Source organism: Bradyrhizobium sp. AUGA SZCCT0177, assembly GCF_018130125.1.
GTDB lineage: Bacteria > Pseudomonadota > Alphaproteobacteria > Rhizobiales > Xanthobacteraceae > Bradyrhizobium.
Map to the genome: position 1 here is coordinate 1 of NZ_JAFCMA010000002.1, position 19,500 is coordinate 19,500.

Sequence of the window (19,500 nt, forward strand, 5' to 3'; positions counted from 1 at the left end):
TTCCAGGGCGATGCGCAGCATCGAACCCGGAATCTCGAGATTCCGGGTTCGATGCTGCGCATCGCCCTGGAATGACGAACACAAAAAAAAGCCCCCGCAGGGGCTTTTCCAAATTGCGATGACGCCAGCGCTTAGTGCGCGTTAGCCCAGACCTTCTTCTTGGTGAAGTAGAGCAGGCCCGTGAGCAGGATCAGGAACACGAACACCTGCAGACCGAGCCGCTTGCGCGCCTCCATGTGCGGTTCCGCGGTCCACATCAGGAACGTGGTGACGTCCTTGGAGTACTGCGCGACGGTGGCCGGCGCACCGTCGTCATACGTCACCTGGCCGTCACTGAGCGGCTTCGGCATCTTGATGGCGTGGCCGGGGAAATACTTGTTGTAGTAGGAACCTTCCGGGAGCGAGAAGCCGGCCGGCGGCTTGTCTTCATAGCCTTGCAGCACGGCCGTAACGTAATCCGGGCCCTGCTCCTGGTACTGGGTGAAGAAGTCGACCAGGAACATCGGGAAGCCGCGCTTGTAGGAGCGCGCCTTGGTGATCAGCGACAGGTCCGGCGGAAACGCGCCGCCATTGGCGGCCCGCGCCGCATTCTCGTTCGGGAACGGCGACGGGAAATAGTCGGCCGGCCGGCCGGCCCGCTCGAACATCTCACCCTTGTCGTCCGGACCGTCCTTGACCTTGTAATCGGACGCGAACGCCGCCGCCTGCGCCACCGAATAACCGGGACCGCCGGCTTCGGCGAGGTTGCGGAAGGCGACGTAGGACAGGCCGTGGCAGGACGCACAGACTTCCTTGTAGACCTTCAGGCCGCGCTGCAGCGCGCCACGATCGAACTTGCCCATCGGGCCCGAGAACGACCACTTGTTTCCGGGCGGGGCAACGCCATGGTCCTCGGCGCGTGCATTCTGCGTACCACCGACCAGGAGACCGCCAGCGACGACGAGCGCGACCACCACTGAGGCCACCTTGCCGCCGTGCTTGGCCAGCACGTCGTCGGCGATCGAGTTCGGCACCGGACGCGGCGTCTCGATCCGGCTCAAGAGCGGCAGCAGGATCAGGAAATAGGCGAAATACAAGAAGGTCAGGATACGGCCGGCGATCACGTAGATGCCTTCCGGCGGCTGCGAGCCGAGATAGCCGAGCCCGAGGCAGACCACGACGAAGATCCAGAAAAACTGCTTCGCCAGCGGACGATATTTCGAGGAGCGGGTCCGCGCGTTATCGAGCCAGGGCAGGAACGCCAGGATGATGATTGCGCCGAACATCGCCACCACACCGGCCAGCTTGTTCGGGATCGAGCGCAGGATCGCGTAGAACGGCAGATAGTACCATTCCGGCACGATGTGCGCCGGCGTCACGCCGGGATTGGCGGGAATGTAGTTGTCGGCGTCGCCGAGATAGTTCGGCATGTAGAAGATGAACCATGCGAAGAACAGCATGAAGCAGGAGACGCCGAACGCATCCTTGATGGTCGCATAGGGCGTGAAAGGCACGGTGTCCTTTTCGGTCTTCGCCTCGACACCGGCCGGATTGTTCTGGCCCGCAACGTGCAGCGCCCAGACGTGCAGCACGACCACGCCGGCGATCACGAACGGCAAGAGATAGTGCAGCGAGAAGAAGCGGTTCAGCGTCGGGTTGCCGACGGCATAGCCGCCCCACAGCAGCGTCACGATGCTCTCGCCGAAATACGGTACGGCCGAGAACAGATTGGTGATGACGGTGGCGCCCCAGAAGCTCATCTGGCCCCACGGCAGCACATAGCCCATGAAGCCGGTCGCCATCATCAAGAGGTAGATGATGACGCCGAGGATCCAGAGGATTTCGCGCGGCTCCTTGTACGACCCGTAATAAAGGCCGCGGAACATGTGGATGTAGACGGCGAAGAAGAACATCGAGGCGCCGCAGGCGTGCATGTTGCGCAGCAGCCAGCCGTAATTGACGTCGCGGACGATCAGTTCGATCGACTTGAAGGCCATGTCAGCGTGCGGCGTGTAATGCATCGCCAGGATCACGCCTGTCAGGATCTGCAGGCCCAGCATCATCGAGAGGATGGCACCGAAGGTCCACCAGTAGTTCAGGTTACGCGGCGTCGGATAGGCCACGAACGAGGAATGGACGAGGCCCATGATCGGGAGACGCCGTTCGATCCACTTCAAGGCGGGATTGGTCGGCTGGAAATCGGATGGTCCGCTCATTGATGCGATCCTGAGGAAGTAAAACGACGCGACGGATTAAGGTCCCGGACGGGCGTCCGGGCCTTAGCCGATCTGGATTTTGGTGTCGGAAACGAAGGTGTAGGGCGGCACCGGCAGGTTGCTGGGCGCCGGTCCCGAGCGGATGCGGCCCGAGGTGTCGTACACCGAACCGTGGCAGGGGCAGAAGAAGCCGTCGTAACTGCCCTCATGGGCGATCGGGATGCAGCCGAGATGAGTGCAGATGCCGATCACGACCAGCCACTGGTCGTGGCCCGCCTTGACGCGTGCCGAGTCGGGCTGCGGATCGGGCAGGCTCGACAGCGACACCTTCTGCGCCTCTTCGATCTGCTTCTTGGTGCGATGGCTGATGTAAATCGGCTTGCCACGCCAGAACACCTTGATGTCCTGTCCCTCGGCGATCGGCGTCAGATCGACCTCGATCGGCGCACCGGCCGCGATCGTCGCGGCGTCCGGGTTCATCTGGGCAACGAACGGCCAGACTGCGGCCGCGGCGCCTACGGCGGCGACGGCTCCCGTTGCAACAAAAAGAAAATCACGGCGTGTCGGATGGTCCGCCGAAGACGCTGTCGTCACGATTCCAAGCCCTTTCTCATCTGCAGCCGGCGGAACCGCCCCGGAAACGCTGAAAACGCACCCAGAAGAGGCTGCCGGCGCCCGCGGCCCCCGCGGCGGCAGAAAGACCACTTTTCCCGGCCAAATCCGGCGGAACAAGCAATCCAGAATCGTTCTATTGGCACCCTTGCCGTAAGAGCGCAAGCCCGCTATCGGCTCGCAAGCGTGCAATGCACTAAATCCGCGCCGAGCTGTGATTTTTCAGTCATTTCATCAGGGCTTCACAGGCCGCCAACATCATGCAGATTGCGCTTTTCCAGCCCGACATCCCCCAGAACACCGGAACGATTCTGCGCCTGTGCGCATGCCTGGATGTCGCGGCCCACATTATCGAGCCCGCGGGCTTTCCGGTCTCCGACCGCCATTTCCGCCGCTCCGGCATGGACTATCTCGACCATGTCGCTATTACACGCCACGACTCATGGTCAAAATTCGAGCAATGGCGTAACGACGGCGGTTTCCGGCTGGTCCTGCTTACGACCAAGGGGGCCGGTTCCTATCTGGATTACCGATACCAGCGGGACGACGTCCTGCTGTTCGGGAGGGAATCCGCGGGGGTCCCCGACGAGGTCGCCGGCGTCGCGGACGCGCGGCTGGTGATCCCGATCAAGCCGGGCCTGCGTTCGCTCAACGTCGCGATGGCGGCCGCCATGGCACTAGGCGAGGCGCTGCGGCAAACCGGTTCCAAGACCTGATCGAGAAAGGCTTGATCGAGACCTGATGGAGAGATGGTGAGTTACGCGGTCAAAGAGATATTTCTGACCCTCCAGGGCGAAGGCGCGCATGCCGGCCGTGCGGCCGTGTTTTGCCGTTTCGCCGGCTGCAACCTCTGGACTGGCCGAGAACAGGACCGTAGCTCCGCCACGTGCAAATTCTGCGACACCGATTTCGTCGGCACCGACGGCACGCTGGGCGGCCGCTACGCCTCGGCCGATGAGCTCGCCGATACCATCGCCACGCAATGGACCGGCGCGAGCGCCAACCGCTACGTCGTGCTGACCGGCGGCGAGCCGCTGCTGCAGGTGGACACGCCGTTCATCGACGCGCTGCATGCGCGCGGCTTCGAGATCGGCATCGAAACCAACGGCACCATCGAGCCGCCCGAGGGCATGGACTGGGTCTGCGTCAGCCCGAAAGCCGGCTCCGACCTCGTGGTGCGCCGGGGCCATGAGTTGAAGCTGGTCTATCCGCAAGCGGGTGCAGCCCCCGAGCAATTCGAAGGTCTCGCCTTCGAGCGCTTCTCGCTACAGCCGTTGGATGGACCCGACGTAACCGCAAATACCGCGCGCGCGATCGACTATTGCCTGCAGCACCCGCAATGGCGACTCAGCCTGCAGACACACAAGACACTCGGCATCAGGTAGTACTGGCATCAGATAGGATTTGAGCTTTCGCAATGTGGGAACTGACAAAATCGTTTCGCTTCGAGGCGGCGCATTCGCTGCCGGGAACGACCTTTGGCGCTGATAGCGAAGAGATTCACGGCCACTCGTTTCGCGCCGAAGTGAGCATGCGCGGCACGGCCGATCCCGCGACGGGGATGGTGCTCGATCTCGGCCTGCTCGAACGCAGCATGGCGGAGGTCCAGAAGACGCTCGACCACAAGCTCCTCAACAAGGTCGAGGCGCTTGGCCCGCCGACGCTGGAAAACCTGTCCCGCTTCATCTGGGAACGGGTCCAGCATGCCGGAAAGATCACCCGCGTCAGTGTCCACCGCGACAGCTGCAACGAGAGCTGCACCTATTACGGCCCGCAGAACTAACCCGTCATTGCGAGGAGCGAAGCGACGAAGCAATCCACACTTTCTTTGTCGCACCATGGATTGCTTCGCTTCGCTCGCAATGACGGAGGATAGACGTTAGGAATTACCGATGGACACGACCGTCATCGAGGATCGCAAGGCGCGGGCGCGGGGTTGGTTCGAAGCGCTGCGCAACGACATCTGCGCGGCCTTCGAGCGGCTGGAAGACGATGCGCCCGCCTCACTCTATCCCGGCAGCGCGGGGCGCTTCGAGCGCACGCCGTGGGACCGTGCCGACCATACCGGCAAACCCGGTGGCGGCGGCGTGATGTCGATGATGTACGGACGGCTGTTCGAGAAGGTCGGCGTGCATTGCTCGACGGTTCATGGCGAATTCAGCCCCGAATTCCGCTCGCAGATTCCGGGCGCCACCGATGACCCCAGGTTCTGGGCATCCGGCATCTCTGTCATCGCGCATATGCGCAACCCGCACGTTCCCGCCGTGCATATGAACACCCGCTTCGTGGTGACGACGAAGGCGTGGTTCGGCGGCGGCGCCGACCTGACGCCGGTGCTCGACCGGCGCCGCAGCCAGGAAGACGCCGACACGATCGCCTTTCACGCGGCGATGAAGGAGGCCTGCACCGGGCCGAACGGCGTTGCCGATTACGACCGATACAAGAAATGGTGCGACGAATATTTCTACCTGCCGCATCGCAAGGAAGCCCGCGGCATCGGCGGAATTTTCTATGATCACCACGATTCCGGCGACTGGGATGCCGACCTCGCGTTCACCCAGGACGTCGGCCGCGCCTTCCTGAAAATCTATCCCCAGCTGGTAGGTAAGAATTTCGGCACCTCCTGGACGCCGGCCGATCGCGAGGAGCAACTGGTGCGCCGCGGGCGTTACGTCGAATTCAACCTGCTCTACGACCGCGGCACCACCTTTGGCCTGAAGACCGGTGGCAATGTCGATTCAATCCTGTCGTCGATGCCCCCTGAAGTGAAATGGCCCTGACCAAAATGGCCTCGAACAAGATGACACAACTACCCCGCGCCATGCTGATCGACATGGACGACACCATCCTGTCGGCCTATGGCCGCCCCGAGATCGCCTGGAATAATGTCGCGGCGGAATTTGCCGATGAGTTGGGCTCCATCCCATCGCAACAAGTCGCCGCGGCGATCGTGGAGTCCGGCCGGAATTTCTGGGCCGCGGCCGCTGCCGAATGGCGGCTGAAGCTCGCGGAGGCCCGGCACGTGGTGGTCGGCAACGGATTTGCAGCGCTTGCCGCCGCCGGCCACGCGCCGCTGTCGCCGGATCTGGCCACGCGGCTCGCCAACCGGTTCCATGCGTACCGCGAGGAGGAGATGTTCGTCTTCCCCGGGGCGCACGACGCGATCGACGCGCTGAAGGCACACGGGGTGAAGCTGGCACTGGTGACCAACGGCGCCGCCGGTCCGCAGCGCGCCAAGGTCGAACGTTTCGCACTGTCGCACAGGTTCGATCACATCCAGATCGAGGGCGAGCACGGCTTCGGCAAACCGGAAGAGCGCGCCTATCTGCACGCGATGCAGGCACTCGGCGTCACCGCGCCCGAGACCTGGATGATCGGCGACAATCTGGAATGGGAAGTCGTGGCGCCGCAGCGCCTCGGCATCTACGCGATCTGGATCGACGTGCACGGCGACGGCCTGCCGGCGGATTCGACGATCAAGCCCGACCGCATCATCCGCTCGCTGACCGAGTTGCTGCCTTAGGGGCTTCGGTTCCACCGCTCAAATCTCCACCGCGAAAACGGCCGGTCGTGATCCGTCTGTCATGACAGACCGATAGCCTGTTCGTCGCGTCAATCAGCGCGGAGGGAAGATCATGGAATTGAAGCCAGGCGATGTTGTTATTCTGAAATCCGGCGGTCACCCGCTGACGGTGGCCGAGGTCAACGACGACACGGTCGAGTGCCTGTGGATGGGCGGCGAGGGCGATCTGTTTCGCGAAACGCTTCCCAAAGCGGTCCTCGAGCCTGCCGAAATCGATGATACGGAAGACGATGATCAGGACGAAGACGATCAGGATGAAGACGAGAGCGAAGACGACGAAGATGAGGACGACGACCACAAGAAGAAAAAGAGCAAGAAGGTAGCGTAGTAACTCCCTGCGATACCGCCGGGTCGGGATACCCGGCGGCATCGTTTTCCCGGGCATTCCATCCGACCCTCGAACCGAGAGACCGCTAACCGAAGAGAGACCGCACGGCGGTTGAGATCATCACCACGCCGCCGGTGATGACGGCGGCGTCGAGGATCGCGGTATGAATATGTACCGGCATGCGCTCGACAAAGGCCTTGGCGAGAAACGCGCCAGGGATCGAGATCGCCCCGATCAGGATTGCAAAGGCGAGCACCTGCGCGGTGACGGCGCCGGCCAGGCCAAACACCGAAATTTTGATGATTGAGGTCGCAACCGAGATCACGGCGTCGGTGGCGATTACGGCTGCGCCTTCGAGGCCGACCGCCATCAACAGCGACAGCAGGATCACGCCCGAGCCCGAGGTGCCTCCGACCACCACCCCATACCCGACCGCGCTGGCGCCAAGTCCGGCGTCGCTGATCCTGATATCGCGGCGTTTGGCAAAACGGCGCAGCGGCACGCTCAGAATCAGCATGCTGCCGATCACCAGCGCCGCGCCGGAACCGGACAGCCGCGTATAGCCGTAAGCCCCGAGCGCCGTGGTCAGCGCCGCGGCCGATATCACGATCAGCGCGCGGCGGCGGTCGGCATAGCGGACATAGGCGACGAAGCGGCTGATATTGGTGAAGATCGAGGAGATCGCGATGATCGGCACCACCGGCTCGGCGCCGATCAACGGCACCAGCACCAGCGGCATCAGCGCGCCGGTGCCGTAGCCGGCAAGGCCGCCGACCACGGAAGCAAACAGCGCCACGCCGGCGACCAGCAACAGCTGGACGATCGAGATGTCGGCAAAGCCTGCGAGAATATTCACGGTTGCCGTTTCACAGCCGGTGGTCGCGGGTGAAGCGGGCGACGGTCTGGTCGGCAATGGCCGATAGCGCGGGTTGATCGAGCGGAAAATCCGCCGCCAGCCAGGCGTCCTCCGCCAGCGTCAGCACGTGGCCGAGCGCCGGGCCCTCGGCAATGCCGCGCGCGATGAAATCAGCCGCCTTTAGCGGGAATTTCGGAGCGCTCCAGCGCTGCGGCAGGGTGGCAAATTCACGCCAATAGGCGGCGCGATTGTCAGCGAAGTCCTGGCTCCCCCCTGAGCGCGCCCAGGCCAGCAGCAGCCGGTCGCGATATTGTTCCTCGCCTAGCCGGTAGAGCCGCCGCCGCGCCCTCGCCTCGTCCATGTCGGCAAGCCGCCACCAGCGGTGACCCATGGAGTCGAGCGCCTTGGCCTCGGCGTTGGTCAGACGCAGCCGCGCCGCGACACGTTTGGCGTCCTCGGTTACCGCCACCGAGAGCGCGCCGAGCCTGCGAACCGGGCTCGGCGTCAGCCCCAGCATGTGTTCCGCCGATATCATCGCAGCCATGGGTCCCGTGTAGGTGACGCCGCCGAAGATCGCTTGCAGCAGACCGGCATCCCCCATCGCGGTGACGGCAACCAGCGCGCCCTCCGCGACCATGATCTTCAACATTTCCATGCGCACGCGTTCGGCGGAGAGACTGGCCAGTCCCGCACGGCCGCCAATGCAGGCGAGATAGCCGACGCGGTCGGGCTCGCCAACGCCATAGACGGCGTTCATGCGGAAGAACCGCAGGATACGTAAATAATCCTCGGCGATGCGCTGACCGGCGTCGCCGATGAAGCGCACGCGACGGGCTGCGATATCGGCGAGCCCGCCGACATGATCGTGCACGACGCCGTCAGCATCGACGGACAGGCCGTTGATGGTGAAGTCGCGCCGCTCCGCATCGCGAACCCAGTCGCGGCCGAACGCGACCTTGGCCTTGCGGCCAAAGGTCTCGGTATCCTCGCGCAAGGTCGTGACCTCGAACGGCTCGGCGTCGACCACCAGCGTCACGGTGCCATGCTCGATGCCGGTCGGCACGCATTTGATGCCCGCCGCCTTGGCGCGACGCGCCACTTCATCAGGCAGCGCCGTGGTGGCGATGTCGATATCGCCGGGCGGGATGTTCAGAAGCGCATTGCGGACGGCGCCGCCGACCACGCGGGCCTCCTCGTTATTACCGTTGAGCAGAGCGAGCACGCGGGCAGCCGGACCTGACGTGAGCCAGGGCGTGTTGGCGAGCACGCGCACCTCGCTCATTTTCCGGCTCCGGGTCTATCGGTACCCGGAACGAACTTGCCGTTCTCGATGTGGGCGGGAACGTAGGTCGAATCCGGCGCTGCGCCTCTGAAATGCGCGAGCAGGACGAAACTGACGATCACGAGCAGCAGCGACCCCAGCACGAGCTTGGCGACGAGATGCGCCGGCCAGGAAGATTTCGCCAGCACGCCGGAACGGGTCGCAAGCAGGAACAGCGCATAGGCCACGAACGGGATCAGGAAAATTGCAAGTTCGGTCAATACCGGACGGATCATGCGAGATAAATCCGCTCGTACAACACCCGCAGGATGCCGGCGGTGGCGCCCCAGATGTAACGCTCGGCGAACGGCATCGCGTAATAGGAACGCTCCATGCCGCGGAATTCCTTGGAGTGGATCTGGTGGTTCTCCGGATTCATCAGGAACGCCAGCGGCACCTCGAAGGCGTCGACGACCTCGCCCTCGTTGATGTCAAGTTTAAAACCCGGCTTCACCCGCGCCACCGTCGGCAGGATGCGAAAGCCGAACGCGGTGCCATAGAGATCGAGATAGCCGATCGGCTCGATGAAGTCGCGCTTCAGTCCGACTTCCTCGTCGGCCTCGCGCAAGGCAGCGTCCATCGGCGAAGCATCGGTTGCATCGATCTTGCCGCCGGGAAACGAAATCTGGCCGGCATGGCTGCTCAGATGCTCCGAGCGCTGCGTCAGCAGCACCGTCGGCTCCGGATGATCGACCACCGGGATCAGCACTGCCGCCGGCCGCACCGGCTGTTCCTGGGCGATGATCTCGAGCATCCGATCATTGCCCTCGTCGCCGGTTCTGGGAATGATATTCGGATCGATCAGGCCGGGCGGGACGTCGAAGTTCAGCCGCGCCTTGGTCCGCGCGAAGAATTCCGCCGAGCTGACCGCTGCCGGTTCCAACTTCTTCAGCATCGGCTCGTTCAAAGCGCGTCCCTCACCTGCTTCGCGTCGGCCATCGCGAAGAATTCGCCGCCGGATTCGATTCCGAACATTGGCTGTCCATCGACCACCCGCTCTTCCCCCATGTCAACCAGATCGTAATAGAGCGCGCGGGTGACCTTGGCCCAGAGATCGCTGCGCACGTGAAGATAGGGCGTGAGGCCGCCGTCGGCAGCCATCTCGAACCGCAACCGGTGCTCGCCGTCGCAAGGCACCCAATCGTCCACATTGGTGCGGAAGCGCAGCAGGCGGCCACCGCCCTCGCTTTGCTCGTTCTGCATTTCGACCGCCAGGAACGGCGCATCGTCGACACGGATGCCGACCTTTTCTACCGGGGTCACGAGAAAGTGCTTGCCGTCCTCGCGCTTCAGGATGGTCGAAAACAGCCGGACCAGCGCCGGCCGCCCGATTGGCGTGCCCATGTAGAACCACGTGCCATCGCCGGCGATTCGCATGTCGAGATCGCCGCAAAACGGCGGATTCCACAGATGCACGGGCGGCAGGCCGCGTCCGGCGGGGCTGGCCTTTGCCGCATCGGTCGCTGCGGCGGTCAGACCTTCGAGACCGGTGTTTTCACGGCCTGGTTTGCTGGTTTGCCCTTGCTTCGCCATTGTTTGCCTTAAAGCTTCTGCGGCTCAATCTGGCACGATTGGTGCACGTCCGAGAGACGTGAGCGGGAACAATATTCTCGCCATATCGTGATGCCGTTCATACCCCCATATACCGATAATGTGGGGATAGTTTAATTCAGCGAATACATGGCCTTTGCGCAGGTTTAGCATGAGGTTCGTGGCATGACGACGCATTCGGCGGGGTCATGAAGCGGTGAAGGAGATGGATATGCCTGGCGCAGATGGTGTCGAAAAGCTCGAGGACGCAATCGTCCGTTCGGCCGAACAAGTCGCCGGTCAGATCAAGGCCGCGAAAGAAGCCATCTCCACCGTCATTTTCGGCCAGGAACGGGTGATCGAAAATACCCTGGTGACGATCCTGTCCGGCGGTCATGCACTCCTGATCGGCGTTCCCGGCCTCGCCAAGACCAAGCTGGTCGAAACCCTCGGCATCACCCTCGGTCTCGATGCCAAGCGCATCCAGTTCACGCCTGACCTGATGCCGTCTGACATTCTCGGCGCCGAAGTGCTGGACGAGAGCAACTCCGGCAAACGCTCGTTCCGCTTCATCTCGGGCCCGGTATTCGCGCAGCTTCTGATGGCCGACGAAATCAACCGTGCCAGCCCGCGCACCCAGTCGGCCCTGCTGCAAGCCATGCAGGAACAGCACATCACCGTTGCAGGCGCGCGGCACGATCTGCCCAAGCCGTTCCATGTGCTCGCGACCCAGAACCCGCTGGAACAGGAAGGCACCTATCCGCTGCCGGAAGCCCAGCTCGACCGCTTCCTGATGGAAATCGACGTCGACTATCCCGACCGCGACGCCGAGCGCCGCATCCTGTTCGAGACGACCGGCGCGGATGAGACGCTCGCCAAGGCCTCCATGAACGCGGAGATCCTGATCACCGCCCAGCGGCTGGTGCGCCGCCTGCCGGTCGGCGACAGCGTGGTCGAGGCCATTCTTTCGCTGGTGCGGGCCGCGCGTCCCAATCCGGATGGCGAGAGCGAGAAGCTGATCGCCTGGGGCCCCGGTCCGCGCGCCAGCCAGTCGCTGATGCTGGCGGTCCGCGCCCGCGCGCTGCTCGACGGCCGTCTCGCGCCCTCGATCGACGATGTGCTCGACCTTGCCGAACCGGTGCTCAAACACCGCATGGCGCTGACGTTCTCGGCGCGCGCGGAAGGCCGCACCATTCCCGACGTGATCAGGCAATTGAAGACGCGGATTGGTTGATGGCCGCAGAGACCAAGCACGCCAACGGGGAGATCACAGCAATCCGACGTGCCGATGGCGAAAGCCGTACGCTCGCCGCATCGCTGCCGCGTCTCGTGCTTGAAGCCCGCCGCATCGCCGCCAACGTCATTCACGGCCTGCACGGCCGCCGCCGCGCCGGCTCCGGCGAAAGTTTCTGGCAATACCGCCGCTTCGTCTCGGGTGAGCCGTCGCAGAACGTCGACTGGCGCCGCTCGGCGCGTGACGATCATCTCTATGTCCGCGAGCAGGAATGGGAGGCCGCGCACACCGTATGGGTGTGGCCCGACCGCTCGCCGTCGATGGCCTTTGCCTCGAAGCAGGCGCGCGACAGCAAGCTGGAGCGCGGCCTGATCGTGACCTTCGCGCTGGCCGAACTGCTGGTCGCGGGCGGCGAACGCGTCGGCATCCCCGGCCTGATGAACCCGACCGCCAGCCGCAGCGTCATCGACAAGATGGCGCAGGCGATGCTGCATGACGATGCCGCGCGCGCGAGCCTGCCGCCGTCGTTCATCCCGTCGGCGCTGGCCGAGATCGTGGTGCTGTCGGATTTCTGGTCGCCGATGAGCGAAATCCACACCATGCTCGCGGGCCTGTCGGCCTCCGGCGCGCATGGCACGCTGATCCAGATCGTCGATCCCGCCGAAGAGACCTTTCCCTATTCCGGACGCGTCGAGTTCGTCGAACCGGAAAGCGGCGGCGTCATCACCGCCGGCCGTGCCGAGAGCTGGGCCAGCGACTATGTCGCGCGCGTCGCCCTGCATCGCGACGAGATCCGGGGCGAGACCAACAAGCTCGACTGGCTGTTTTCGACCCATACCACCAGCCGCTCCGCGGCCGAGCTATTGTTGTTCCTGCACTCGGGCATGATGGTGAGCAAGGGCGCGGTGCGCTCCTCGACCGTCAAAGCGGGGCGAAGCGCATGATCGCGGGCCTGCCGCTCTCTTTTGCACAACCGCTGCTACTGCTGGGCCTGTTGTCTCTTCCAGTGCTGTGGTGGCTGCTGCGCGTGATGCCGCCGCGGCCGAGGCGGATCGAGTTTCCGCCGACGCGGCTATTGTTCGACATCAAACCCAAGGAAGAAACCCCGTCGCGGACGCCGTGGTGGCTGACGCTGTTGCGCCTGACCGCAGCAGCCCTGGTGATCCTCGCCGCCGCAGGTCCGATCTGGAATCCGCAGACCGCCGCCGGCGGCAGCAGGGCGCCGCTGGTGATCCTGCTCGATGACGGCTGGAGCGCGGCCTCGAGCTGGGAAACGAGGATCAAGGCCGCCGACGAATTGATCGCCAATGCCGACAATGACCGCCGCGGCGTCGCGCTGGTACCATTGTCCGAACCGGCGCGCGACGTCACGCTGATGCCGGGCGGCACGGCCCGCGTCGCACTGCGCCAGCTGGCGCCAAAGCCCTATTCGATCGATCGCGTCGAAACGCTCGCCGCACTCGACCGCTTCCTCAAGACCACCGGTGATGCCGAACTCGCCTGGCTATCCGACGGCGTCGATACCGGACGCGGCGCCGAATTTTTGGAGGCGCTGGCCAAGACGGCCGGCGATCGCACGCTGACGATCTATGAAGGCGGCGCAGCCTCAGCCCTGGCGCTGGTCGCCGCCGAGAACGCCGCGGCGAAGATGACGGTGAAAGTATTGCGCACCAACAGCGGCATTGCCGCCGGCGTGGTGCGTGCGATCGACGCCAAGGGTTCGCCGATCGGTGAAGCCCGTTACGCGTTCGGACCGCAGGACCGCGAAGCCGAAGCCGCGTTCGAACTGCCGGTCGAGTTGCGCAACGACATCTCGCGGCTGGAAATTGCCGGCGAGCGATCCGCCGGCGCCGTGCAGCTGCTCGACAAGCGATGGCGGCGGCGCGCGATCGGCGTCGTCACGGGCGCCACCAGCGACACCGCGCAGCCGCTGCTCGCCTCGACCTTCTATCTCACCCGCGCGCTGTCGCCGTTCGCCGACGTGCGGCTCGGCGACCGCGGCGCGCCGCAGCAGGTGATCGGACAGTTCCTCGATCAACGGCTGCCGATGATCGTGCTGGCTGATGTCGGCACGCTGTCGCCGGAAATCCGCGAACGCCTCAACGCCTGGATCGACCAGGGCGGCGTGCTGGTGCGTTTCGCAGGTCCCCGCCTCGCTCAGGCCGATGACGATCTGGTGCCGGTCAAACTGCGCCGCGGCGGCCGCAGCCTTGGCGGCAGCCTGACCTGGGAAAAGCCGCAGCATATGGCCTCGTTCGCCGCCGACGGCCCGTTCGCGGGCTTGCAGGTACCGAAGGACGTCACCGTCAACCGCCAGGTTCTGGCTGAACCAGATGCCGTGCTGGCAACCAAGAGCTGGGCTTCGCTGGAAGACGGCACGCCGCTGGTGACTGGCGAGCATCGGGGCAAGGGCATCCTCAGCCTGTTCCATGTCGGCGCCGACTCGCGCTGGTCCGACCTGCCGATGTCCGGCAGCTTCGTCGAGATGCTGCGTCGGCTGGTCGATACGTCCGGCTACACGCAAAAGCCGGGCGCGGGCGTCGCCGGCGAAGCGACCAATGTCGAGACCGTGGCGCCGCTGCGCACGCTCGATGGCTTTGGCGCATTCGGCCCGCCGCCCTCCACCGCCAAGCCGATGCCGGCCGATTATCGCGACCGCGCCACCGCGGATCATCCGCCGGGTTTCTATGGCGCGGCCGAAGGTCCGATCGCCGTCAACACGCTGGCCTCCGCCGATCGTATCGCAGCACTCGACACGACGTCGCTGCGCGCCCGCCGCGCCAGCTACACCAACGCCGAACCGCGCGATCTGCGCGGCATCCTGTTGTCGTCATCGCTGGCGCTGTTCCTGATCGATGCGATCGTGGTCGCCATGCTCGGCGCGGGCCTTGCCGCGCTGTGGCGGCGGCGAGCCGCACCCGCAGCATTGGTATTGGCGATGATCCTGGCCGCAACGTCGATCGCGCCCGCCCCGCTCCGCGCCGCCGACAATGACGATTTTGCGATCAAGTCGGTTTCGCAGACGCGCCTCGCCTATGTCGTGACCGGCAATGCTGACGTCGATTCCATCGTCAAGTCAGGCATGTCGGGACTGACGCTGTTTCTCGCCCAGCGCACCGCGCTGGAAGCCGGCGACCCCGTCGGCATCGATCCCGCGCGCGACGAGCTGGCGTTCTTCCCGCTGATCTACTGGCCGGTGGTACCGGGTGCGCCAAAACCGCCGCAGGACGCCATCAACCGCATCGACGCCTATATGAAGCAGGGCGGCACGGTCGTGTTCGACACCCGCGACGCCATCGAGGCGCCACCGGGCGAGAACGGCGCATCGCAGACGCCGGGCATGCGAACCTTGCGCGAGATTCTCTCCTCGCTCGACGTGCCCGAGCTCGAGCCGGTGCCACGCGAGCACGTGCTGACCAAGACGTTTTATCTGCTGCGGGATTTTCCGGGCCGGTTCAACTCGGGCCAGACCTGGGTCGAAACCCTGCCGCGCGAGGATGACGACGAAGCCGCATCGCGGCCCGCGCGTGGCGGCGACGGCGTCTCGCCGATCATCATCACCTCGAACGATCTTGCAGGGGCCTGGGCGATCCGGCCCGACGGCCAGCCGATGCTGCCGCTGACGCCGAGCGAACCGCGCCAGCGCGAATTCGCCTTCCGCGCCGGCGTCAACATCGTGATGTACACGCTGACCGGCAACTACAAGGCCGACCAGGTGCACGCGCCTGCCCTCATCGAACGGCTGGGGCAATAACGGCATGCAGTACGGCATCGCGTTCACCCCCCTCGTCCCCAGCCTCGTGCTGTGGATCGCGCTGGCCGCGATCGTCGCGATATCCGTGCTGCTGCTGATCGGCCGTGCGCGGGGCGCAGCCGTGCGCGTCACCGCGCTGGCGCTGATCTTGCTCGCGCTCGCCAACCCTTCCTTCACCCGCGAAGACCGTGAGCCGTTGTCGTCGGTGGCCGCCGTGGTCATCGACAAGAGCCCGAGCCAGAATTTTGGCACGCGCAACGAGGAGACAGTGAAGGCGCAGGAAGCGCTGGTCGACAGCCTCAAGAAGGTCAAGGGACTGGAAGTGCGTGTCGTCGACGCCGGACAGGCCGACGGCGAAACCGACGGCACCAAGCTGTTCGGCGCGTTGTCGTCGGCGCTGGCGGATGTTCCCGTCGATCGCGTCGCCGGCGCCTTCCTGATCACCGACGGCCGCGTCCATGACATTCCCGCCAACGCCGCGGCGCTCGGCTTCCAGGCGCCGGTGCATGCGCTGGTCACCGGCCGCAAGGACGAACGCGACCGCCGCGTCGCGATTTCTGCTGCGCCAAGATTTGGCATCGTCGGCCAGCCCCAGACCATCACCTACCGGCTGGACGACCAGGGCGTCACCGGCCAGCGCGCCAGGATTGTGGTGCGCCGCGACGGCGAGGTGATCAACGAACGCACGTTGCAGAGCGGCCAGACCGCCAATGTCGAGATCGACATCAAGCATGCCGGTCCCAATATCGTCGAGATCGAAGCCTCGCCGCTGGAAAACGAGCTGACGCTGGTCAACAACCGCGCCGTGGTCGCGATCGACGGCGTGCGCGACAAATTGCGCGTGCTGCTGGTATCGGGCGAGCCGCATTCCGGCGAACGCACCTGGCGCAACCTTTTGAAGTCCGACGCCAGCGTCGACCTCGTGCATTTCACCATTCTTCGCCCACCGGAGAAGCAGGACGGTACGCCGATCAACGAGCTGTCGCTGATCGCTTTCCCGACCCGTGAATTGTTCCAGCAGAAGATCAACGAGTTCCAGTTGATCATCTTCGACCGCTACGCCCGCCAGGGCGTGCTGCCGATTCCCTATTTCGAGAATATGGCGCGCTATGTGCGTGCCGGCGGCGCGGTGCTGGTATCCGCCGGACCGGACTACGCCTCGACCAGCAGCATCTGGCGCACGCCTTTGGATTCGGTGCTGCCGGCCGAACCCGTCGGCGTCTCCGAGAAGCCGTTTTATGCACGTCTGAGCGACATCGGTAAACGTCATCCGGTCACGCGCGGCCTCGAAGGCTCCGCCAACGAACCGCCGCGCTGGAGCCGGTTCTTCCGCACCGTGGAAACGCGCAATGCCATCACGCCGCCGGTCATGACCGGCGCCGACGGCAAGCCGCTGCTGCTGCTGTCGCGCTTCGGCGAGGGCCGCGTCGCGCTGCTGCTGTCGGACCATATCTGGCTATGGGCGCGCGGCTATGAAGGCGGCGGCCCGCATCTCGATCTGTTGCGGCGGATGTCGCATTGGCTGATGAAGCAACCTGATCTGGATGAAGAAGCACTGCGCCTGCAGATCCAGGGCAAGGACCTCGTGGTGTTGCGGCAGACCATGGCCGACAACGTCGCACCCGTAACGGTGACCTCGCCGAGCGGCGCCACGCGCGAATTGACGCTGAGCGCGAGCGATCCCGGCACCTGGCGTTCGACCATACCGGCGAGCGAACTCGGCCTGTGGCAGGCGACCGACGGCACGCTGAAGGCGCTGATCAATGTCGGGCCGACCAACCCGAGGGAATTTTCCGAAGTCACTTCGACGATCGAAATGCTCAAGCCGCTGGCGCAAGCGACCGGCGGCGACGCTCGACGCGTGGTCGACGGGTCAAGCATCGACCTGCCCCGCATCGTGCCGGTGCGCTCCACCAGCATCTTCCGCGGCGACGGCTGGATGGGCGTGAAGATGCGCGACGCCAGCGTCGTCAAAGGCGTCGGCGTGCTGCCGATGTTCGCCGGCCTGATCGGCCTGCTGCTGCTGCTCGGTGCCTTCGCCGCGACCTGGATCCGCGAAGGGCGCTAGAAGCAACGCGCCGAATGGCTAAGCGGCCTCATCGGCGCGCCGCCATCTGGGGAATGGATCGGGCAGACTAGCCCATTCATCGATGTGCATGCCGGACTTTCCTGGAACAAGACATGCGTCGAGGCGCGCCGTGATGGCGTCCTGGTCCATGGCGGTGCCGATGAAGACGATCTCCTGCCGGCGATCGCCGTACAGTTCGTTCCAGCTCTTCTTGAGCGACTGCCGCCAGAACGGATCGTCCGGCCAGCGGTCAGCCGGCACGTTGGCCCACCAAAATCCCAGGCCTTCGGTTCGGACAATCGCGCCGGCCTGACTTAATTCACCCAGCCATTGCGGACGCGTGGCGATCCAGAAATGGCCCTTTGCCCGGATGACTCCAGTCCAGCTTTCCCTCAGGAACTGATGGAACTTCGCCGGCTCGAACGGTCGACGCGCACGATAGACGAAGCTGCCGACGCCGTATTGTTCGGTCTCCGGCGTATGGTCGGCAAAGCCATACAGCTCCTTGAACCAGAGCGGATGTTGTTGCGCCCGCTCGAAATCGAAACGCCCGGTGTTGAGAATGCGCTCGAAGGGCGCATTGGCAAAATTGGTCTCCACGATGTCGGCTGTGGGGTTCAACGCGCGGATGATTTTGCGAGCGGCCTCCAACTGTTCATTGGAAGCATCATCGATCTTGTTGAGCACCACCACATCGGCGAATTCGATCTGCTCAACCAGTAGATCCACCATCGTCCGCTTGTCGTCAGCACCGAGCGACTCGCCGCGATCCCGAATGAAGTCGGTCGAGGAATAATCGCGCAGCAGGTTTACCGCATCGACCACCGTCACCATGGTGTCGAGCACCGCCACGTCGGAAAGACTGTCGCCTTCCTCGGTGCGGAAATCGAACGTCGCCGCGACGGGAAGGGGTTCCGAAATGCCGGTCGATTCGATCAGGAGGTAGTCGAACCGATCGCTCTCGGCGAGCGCGCGAACTTCCTTCAAGAGATCGTCCCGCAGCGTGCAGCAAATGCACCCGTTGGTCATTTCGACCAGCTTTTCATCCGTCCGCGACAGGTTCGCACCGCCATCGCGTACGAGGTCGGCGTCGATGTTGACCTCGCTCATGTCGTTCACAATCACCGCCACTTTCAGGCCATGACGGTTGTTCAGCACATGGTTCAGCAAAGTTGTCTTTCCAGCCCCGAGGAAGCCGGACAAGACCGTGACGGGGAGTTTTCGCATCGAGGTCAAAGAGCCTGTTCAGTTCACGGAATCCCAAACTAGGACGGCGAGGCATGGGATGATCCGCATCTATGTAATGTTATAACATAACAATCTGAACGCGGTTCGGCTGTCAACCAGGAAACTTGAGGGACGCCAGGTGCGCCCAATCGACGATGATCAGCTCGACCCGCATACCGTTGCGTGAATCACACACTCGCTTTGAATTGCGCCGGCACCCGGACCGAGCACGGTTGACCCCGCAGACCACCGCTGATGTTATAATATTACATTGGGACGGCCGAGACACCTTGGCCGGCCCGGGACAAGGCCCCCATCGTCGTGAAGTGGTTCCGGAATAACGTCAAACACGGCTCGCGGCTGGCGCTGCTCGCGCTCGCGATCCAGTTTGCGCTGTCGTTCGGGCATTTCCACCCGGTCGCGCCTGCGATCGCGTCCAGCCTGACGCAGGTGGATCTCGATCATGCGCAGATCCCCGCCGTACCGGAGGCGGCAGGCCAGGCCGCCCAGGCGCAGCCACCGTCCAGTCACGACACCGATCATCCGGCTGAGGCCTGCGCGATCTGCGCCGTCATTTCGCTGGCCAACAACCTCGTATTCCCGGCACCGCCGCTGTTGCTGCTGCCGCAGGCTATCGAACTTCTGTACCTGACGACCGACGCCGAATTCGCGCATCTGAGTTCGGTCCGCTCGCCGTTCCAGTCCCGCGCCCCTCCCGCCTCCTGACATCGATTGACTGATGCGCCCGAACGGGATCGCCGCGTGACACGTGGCCGATCCGCCAAGGGATAA

General features: G+C 64.3%; 19 protein-coding genes. 11 read left to right on the forward strand and 8 right to left on the reverse strand.

What is annotated here, in order from left to right:
- Nucleotides 1-131 precede the first annotated feature (131 nt).
- Both JQ597_RS02230 and petA read right to left on the reverse strand, forming a co-directional pair.
- Nucleotides 132-2,195 (reverse strand): cytochrome c1, encoded by a 2,064-nt coding sequence (locus tag JQ597_RS02230; RefSeq protein ID WP_212262500.1) that lies wholly within the window; start codon nucleotides 2,193-2,195, stop codon nucleotides 132-134.
- 63 nt (nucleotides 2,196-2,258) lie between these two features.
- The gene (gene petA, locus JQ597_RS02235) at nucleotides 2,259-2,789 is read right to left on the reverse strand and encodes a ubiquinol-cytochrome c reductase iron-sulfur subunit (RefSeq protein ID WP_212262502.1); all 531 of its coding nucleotides are present in this window, start codon (nucleotides 2,787-2,789) and stop codon (nucleotides 2,259-2,261) included.
- 278 nt (nucleotides 2,790-3,067) lie between these two features.
- On the opposite strand from petA, the gene JQ597_RS02240 reads away from it, so the two are divergent.
- From JQ597_RS02240 to JQ597_RS02265, 6 genes are all read left to right on the forward strand, one after another.
- Nucleotides 3,068-3,523: a tRNA (cytidine(34)-2'-O)-methyltransferase gene (locus tag JQ597_RS02240; protein WP_212262504.1), complete on the forward strand. Its 456-nt coding sequence runs from the start codon at nucleotides 3,068-3,070 to the stop codon at nucleotides 3,521-3,523.
- A 36-nt stretch (nucleotides 3,524-3,559) separates the two neighbouring features.
- Complete coding sequence (queE, locus tag JQ597_RS02245) at nucleotides 3,560-4,192, forward strand: 7-carboxy-7-deazaguanine synthase (RefSeq protein WP_212262506.1); 633 nt, start codon at nucleotides 3,560-3,562, stop codon at nucleotides 4,190-4,192.
- A gap of 32 nt (nucleotides 4,193-4,224) precedes the next feature.
- Nucleotides 4,225-4,590: a 6-pyruvoyl trahydropterin synthase family protein gene (locus JQ597_RS02250; RefSeq protein WP_212262508.1), complete on the forward strand. Its 366-nt coding sequence runs from the start codon at nucleotides 4,225-4,227 to the stop codon at nucleotides 4,588-4,590.
- A gap of 109 nt (nucleotides 4,591-4,699) precedes the next feature.
- A complete protein-coding gene (gene hemF / locus JQ597_RS02255) occupies nucleotides 4,700-5,587 on the forward strand; it encodes an oxygen-dependent coproporphyrinogen oxidase (protein WP_212262510.1) in 888 nt (295 codons plus the stop codon).
- Nucleotides 5,578-6,330: an HAD family hydrolase gene (locus JQ597_RS02260; RefSeq protein ID WP_249133746.1), complete on the forward strand. Its 753-nt coding sequence runs from the start codon at nucleotides 5,578-5,580 to the stop codon at nucleotides 6,328-6,330. Before hemF ends, JQ597_RS02260 begins: the two co-directional genes overlap by 10 nt.
- Nucleotides 6,331-6,442: 112 nt before the next feature.
- Entirely contained in the window at nucleotides 6,443-6,718 is a 276-nt protein-coding gene (locus tag JQ597_RS02265; RefSeq protein WP_211997797.1) for a YodC family protein, read from the forward strand.
- Nucleotides 6,719-6,803: 85 nt separating this feature from the next.
- Here the strand turns inward: JQ597_RS02265 and JQ597_RS02270 are convergent, their stop codons facing one another.
- From JQ597_RS02270 to JQ597_RS02290, 5 genes are read right to left on the reverse strand one after another with little or no spacing between them, the layout of a single operon-like run.
- Nucleotides 6,804-7,574 carry a TSUP family transporter gene (locus JQ597_RS02270; protein ID WP_212262512.1) on the reverse strand — a complete coding sequence of 257 codons (771 nt, stop codon included), beginning with the start codon at nucleotides 7,572-7,574 and terminating at the stop codon, nucleotides 6,804-6,806.
- A 10-nt stretch (nucleotides 7,575-7,584) separates the two neighbouring features.
- Nucleotides 7,585-8,856 (reverse strand): CCA tRNA nucleotidyltransferase, encoded by a 1,272-nt coding sequence (locus tag JQ597_RS02275; RefSeq protein WP_212262514.1) that lies wholly within the window; start codon nucleotides 8,854-8,856, stop codon nucleotides 7,585-7,587.
- Complete coding sequence (locus tag JQ597_RS02280; RefSeq protein WP_212262516.1) at nucleotides 8,853-9,131, reverse strand: DUF6111 family protein; 279 nt, start codon at nucleotides 9,129-9,131, stop codon at nucleotides 8,853-8,855. The genes JQ597_RS02275 and JQ597_RS02280 overlap by 4 nt, the downstream gene beginning before the upstream one ends.
- A complete protein-coding gene (locus JQ597_RS02285) occupies nucleotides 9,128-9,790 on the reverse strand; it encodes a CoA pyrophosphatase (protein ID WP_409363283.1) in 663 nt (220 codons plus the stop codon). Before JQ597_RS02285 ends, JQ597_RS02280 begins: the two co-directional genes overlap by 4 nt.
- An 8-nt stretch (nucleotides 9,791-9,798) precedes the next feature.
- On the reverse strand, nucleotides 9,799-10,428 hold the full coding sequence (locus JQ597_RS02290; protein ID WP_212262518.1) for a DUF1285 domain-containing protein: 630 nt from the start codon (nucleotides 10,426-10,428) through the stop codon (nucleotides 9,799-9,801).
- A 229-nt stretch (nucleotides 10,429-10,657) separates the two neighbouring features.
- Here JQ597_RS02290 and JQ597_RS02295 point away from each other — a divergent pair, with 229 nt between their 5' ends.
- The 4 genes from JQ597_RS02295 to JQ597_RS02310 are packed head-to-tail and all read left to right on the forward strand — an operon-like array spanning nucleotide 10,658 to nucleotide 17,481.
- Entirely contained in the window at nucleotides 10,658-11,659 is a 1,002-nt protein-coding gene (locus JQ597_RS02295; protein ID WP_212033218.1) for an AAA family ATPase, read from the forward strand.
- Complete coding sequence (locus JQ597_RS02300; RefSeq protein WP_212262520.1) at nucleotides 11,659-12,603, forward strand: DUF58 domain-containing protein; 945 nt, start codon at nucleotides 11,659-11,661, stop codon at nucleotides 12,601-12,603. The genes JQ597_RS02295 and JQ597_RS02300 overlap by 1 nt, the downstream gene beginning before the upstream one ends.
- Nucleotides 12,603-15,413: a DUF4159 domain-containing protein gene (locus JQ597_RS02305; protein WP_212262963.1), complete on the forward strand. Its 2,811-nt coding sequence runs from the start codon at nucleotides 12,603-12,605 to the stop codon at nucleotides 15,411-15,413. Before JQ597_RS02300 ends, JQ597_RS02305 begins: the two co-directional genes overlap by 1 nt.
- Before the next feature lie 4 nt (nucleotides 15,414-15,417).
- Nucleotides 15,418-17,481: a hypothetical protein gene (locus JQ597_RS02310; protein WP_212262522.1), complete on the forward strand. Its 2,064-nt coding sequence runs from the start codon at nucleotides 15,418-15,420 to the stop codon at nucleotides 17,479-17,481.
- Nucleotides 17,482-17,499: 18 nt separating this feature from the next.
- Here JQ597_RS02310 and zigA read toward each other — a convergent pair whose 3' ends face one another.
- Complete coding sequence (zigA, locus tag JQ597_RS02315; protein ID WP_212262524.1) at nucleotides 17,500-18,708, reverse strand: zinc metallochaperone GTPase ZigA; 1,209 nt, start codon at nucleotides 18,706-18,708, stop codon at nucleotides 17,500-17,502.
- Nucleotides 18,709-19,029: 321 nt separating this feature from the next.
- Here zigA and JQ597_RS02320 point away from each other — a divergent pair, with 321 nt between their 5' ends.
- The gene (locus JQ597_RS02320; protein ID WP_212262526.1) at nucleotides 19,030-19,434 is read left to right on the forward strand and encodes a DUF2946 family protein; all 405 of its coding nucleotides are present in this window, start codon (nucleotides 19,030-19,032) and stop codon (nucleotides 19,432-19,434) included.
- Nucleotides 19,435-19,500: the final 66 nt, after the last annotated feature.

Excerpts from the sequence above, each read along its gene's own strand:
- JQ597_RS02230 (WP_212262500.1), bottom strand. The coding sequence starts at position 2,195 with ATGAGCGGACCATCCGATTTCCAGCCGACCAATCCCGCCTTGAAGTGG.
- JQ597_RS02240 (WP_212262504.1), top strand. The coding sequence starts at position 3,068 with ATGCAGATTGCGCTTTTCCAGCCCGACATCCCCCAGAACACCGGAACG.
- JQ597_RS02250 (WP_212262508.1), top strand. The coding sequence starts at position 4,225 with ATGTGGGAACTGACAAAATCGTTTCGCTTCGAGGCGGCGCATTCGCTG.
- hemF (WP_212262510.1), top strand. The coding sequence starts at position 4,700 with ATGGACACGACCGTCATCGAGGATCGCAAGGCGCGGGCGCGGGGTTGG.
- JQ597_RS02260 (WP_249133746.1), top strand. The coding sequence starts at position 5,578 with ATGGCCCTGACCAAAATGGCCTCGAACAAGATGACACAACTACCCCGC.
- JQ597_RS02265 (WP_211997797.1), top strand. The coding sequence starts at position 6,443 with ATGGAATTGAAGCCAGGCGATGTTGTTATTCTGAAATCCGGCGGTCAC.
- JQ597_RS02275 (WP_212262514.1), bottom strand. The coding sequence starts at position 8,856 with ATGAGCGAGGTGCGCGTGCTCGCCAACACGCCCTGGCTCACGTCAGGT.
- JQ597_RS02280 (WP_212262516.1), bottom strand. The coding sequence starts at position 9,131 with ATGATCCGTCCGGTATTGACCGAACTTGCAATTTTCCTGATCCCGTTC.
- JQ597_RS02285 (WP_409363283.1), bottom strand. The coding sequence starts at position 9,790 with ATGCTGAAGAAGTTGGAACCGGCAGCGGTCAGCTCGGCGGAATTCTTC.
- JQ597_RS02290 (WP_212262518.1), bottom strand. The coding sequence starts at position 10,428 with ATGGCGAAGCAAGGGCAAACCAGCAAACCAGGCCGTGAAAACACCGGT.
- JQ597_RS02295 (WP_212033218.1), top strand. The coding sequence starts at position 10,658 with ATGCCTGGCGCAGATGGTGTCGAAAAGCTCGAGGACGCAATCGTCCGT.
- JQ597_RS02300 (WP_212262520.1), top strand. The coding sequence starts at position 11,659 with ATGGCCGCAGAGACCAAGCACGCCAACGGGGAGATCACAGCAATCCGA.
- JQ597_RS02310 (WP_212262522.1), top strand. The coding sequence starts at position 15,418 with ATGCAGTACGGCATCGCGTTCACCCCCCTCGTCCCCAGCCTCGTGCTG.
- zigA (WP_212262524.1), bottom strand. The coding sequence starts at position 18,708 with ATGCGAAAACTCCCCGTCACGGTCTTGTCCGGCTTCCTCGGGGCTGGA.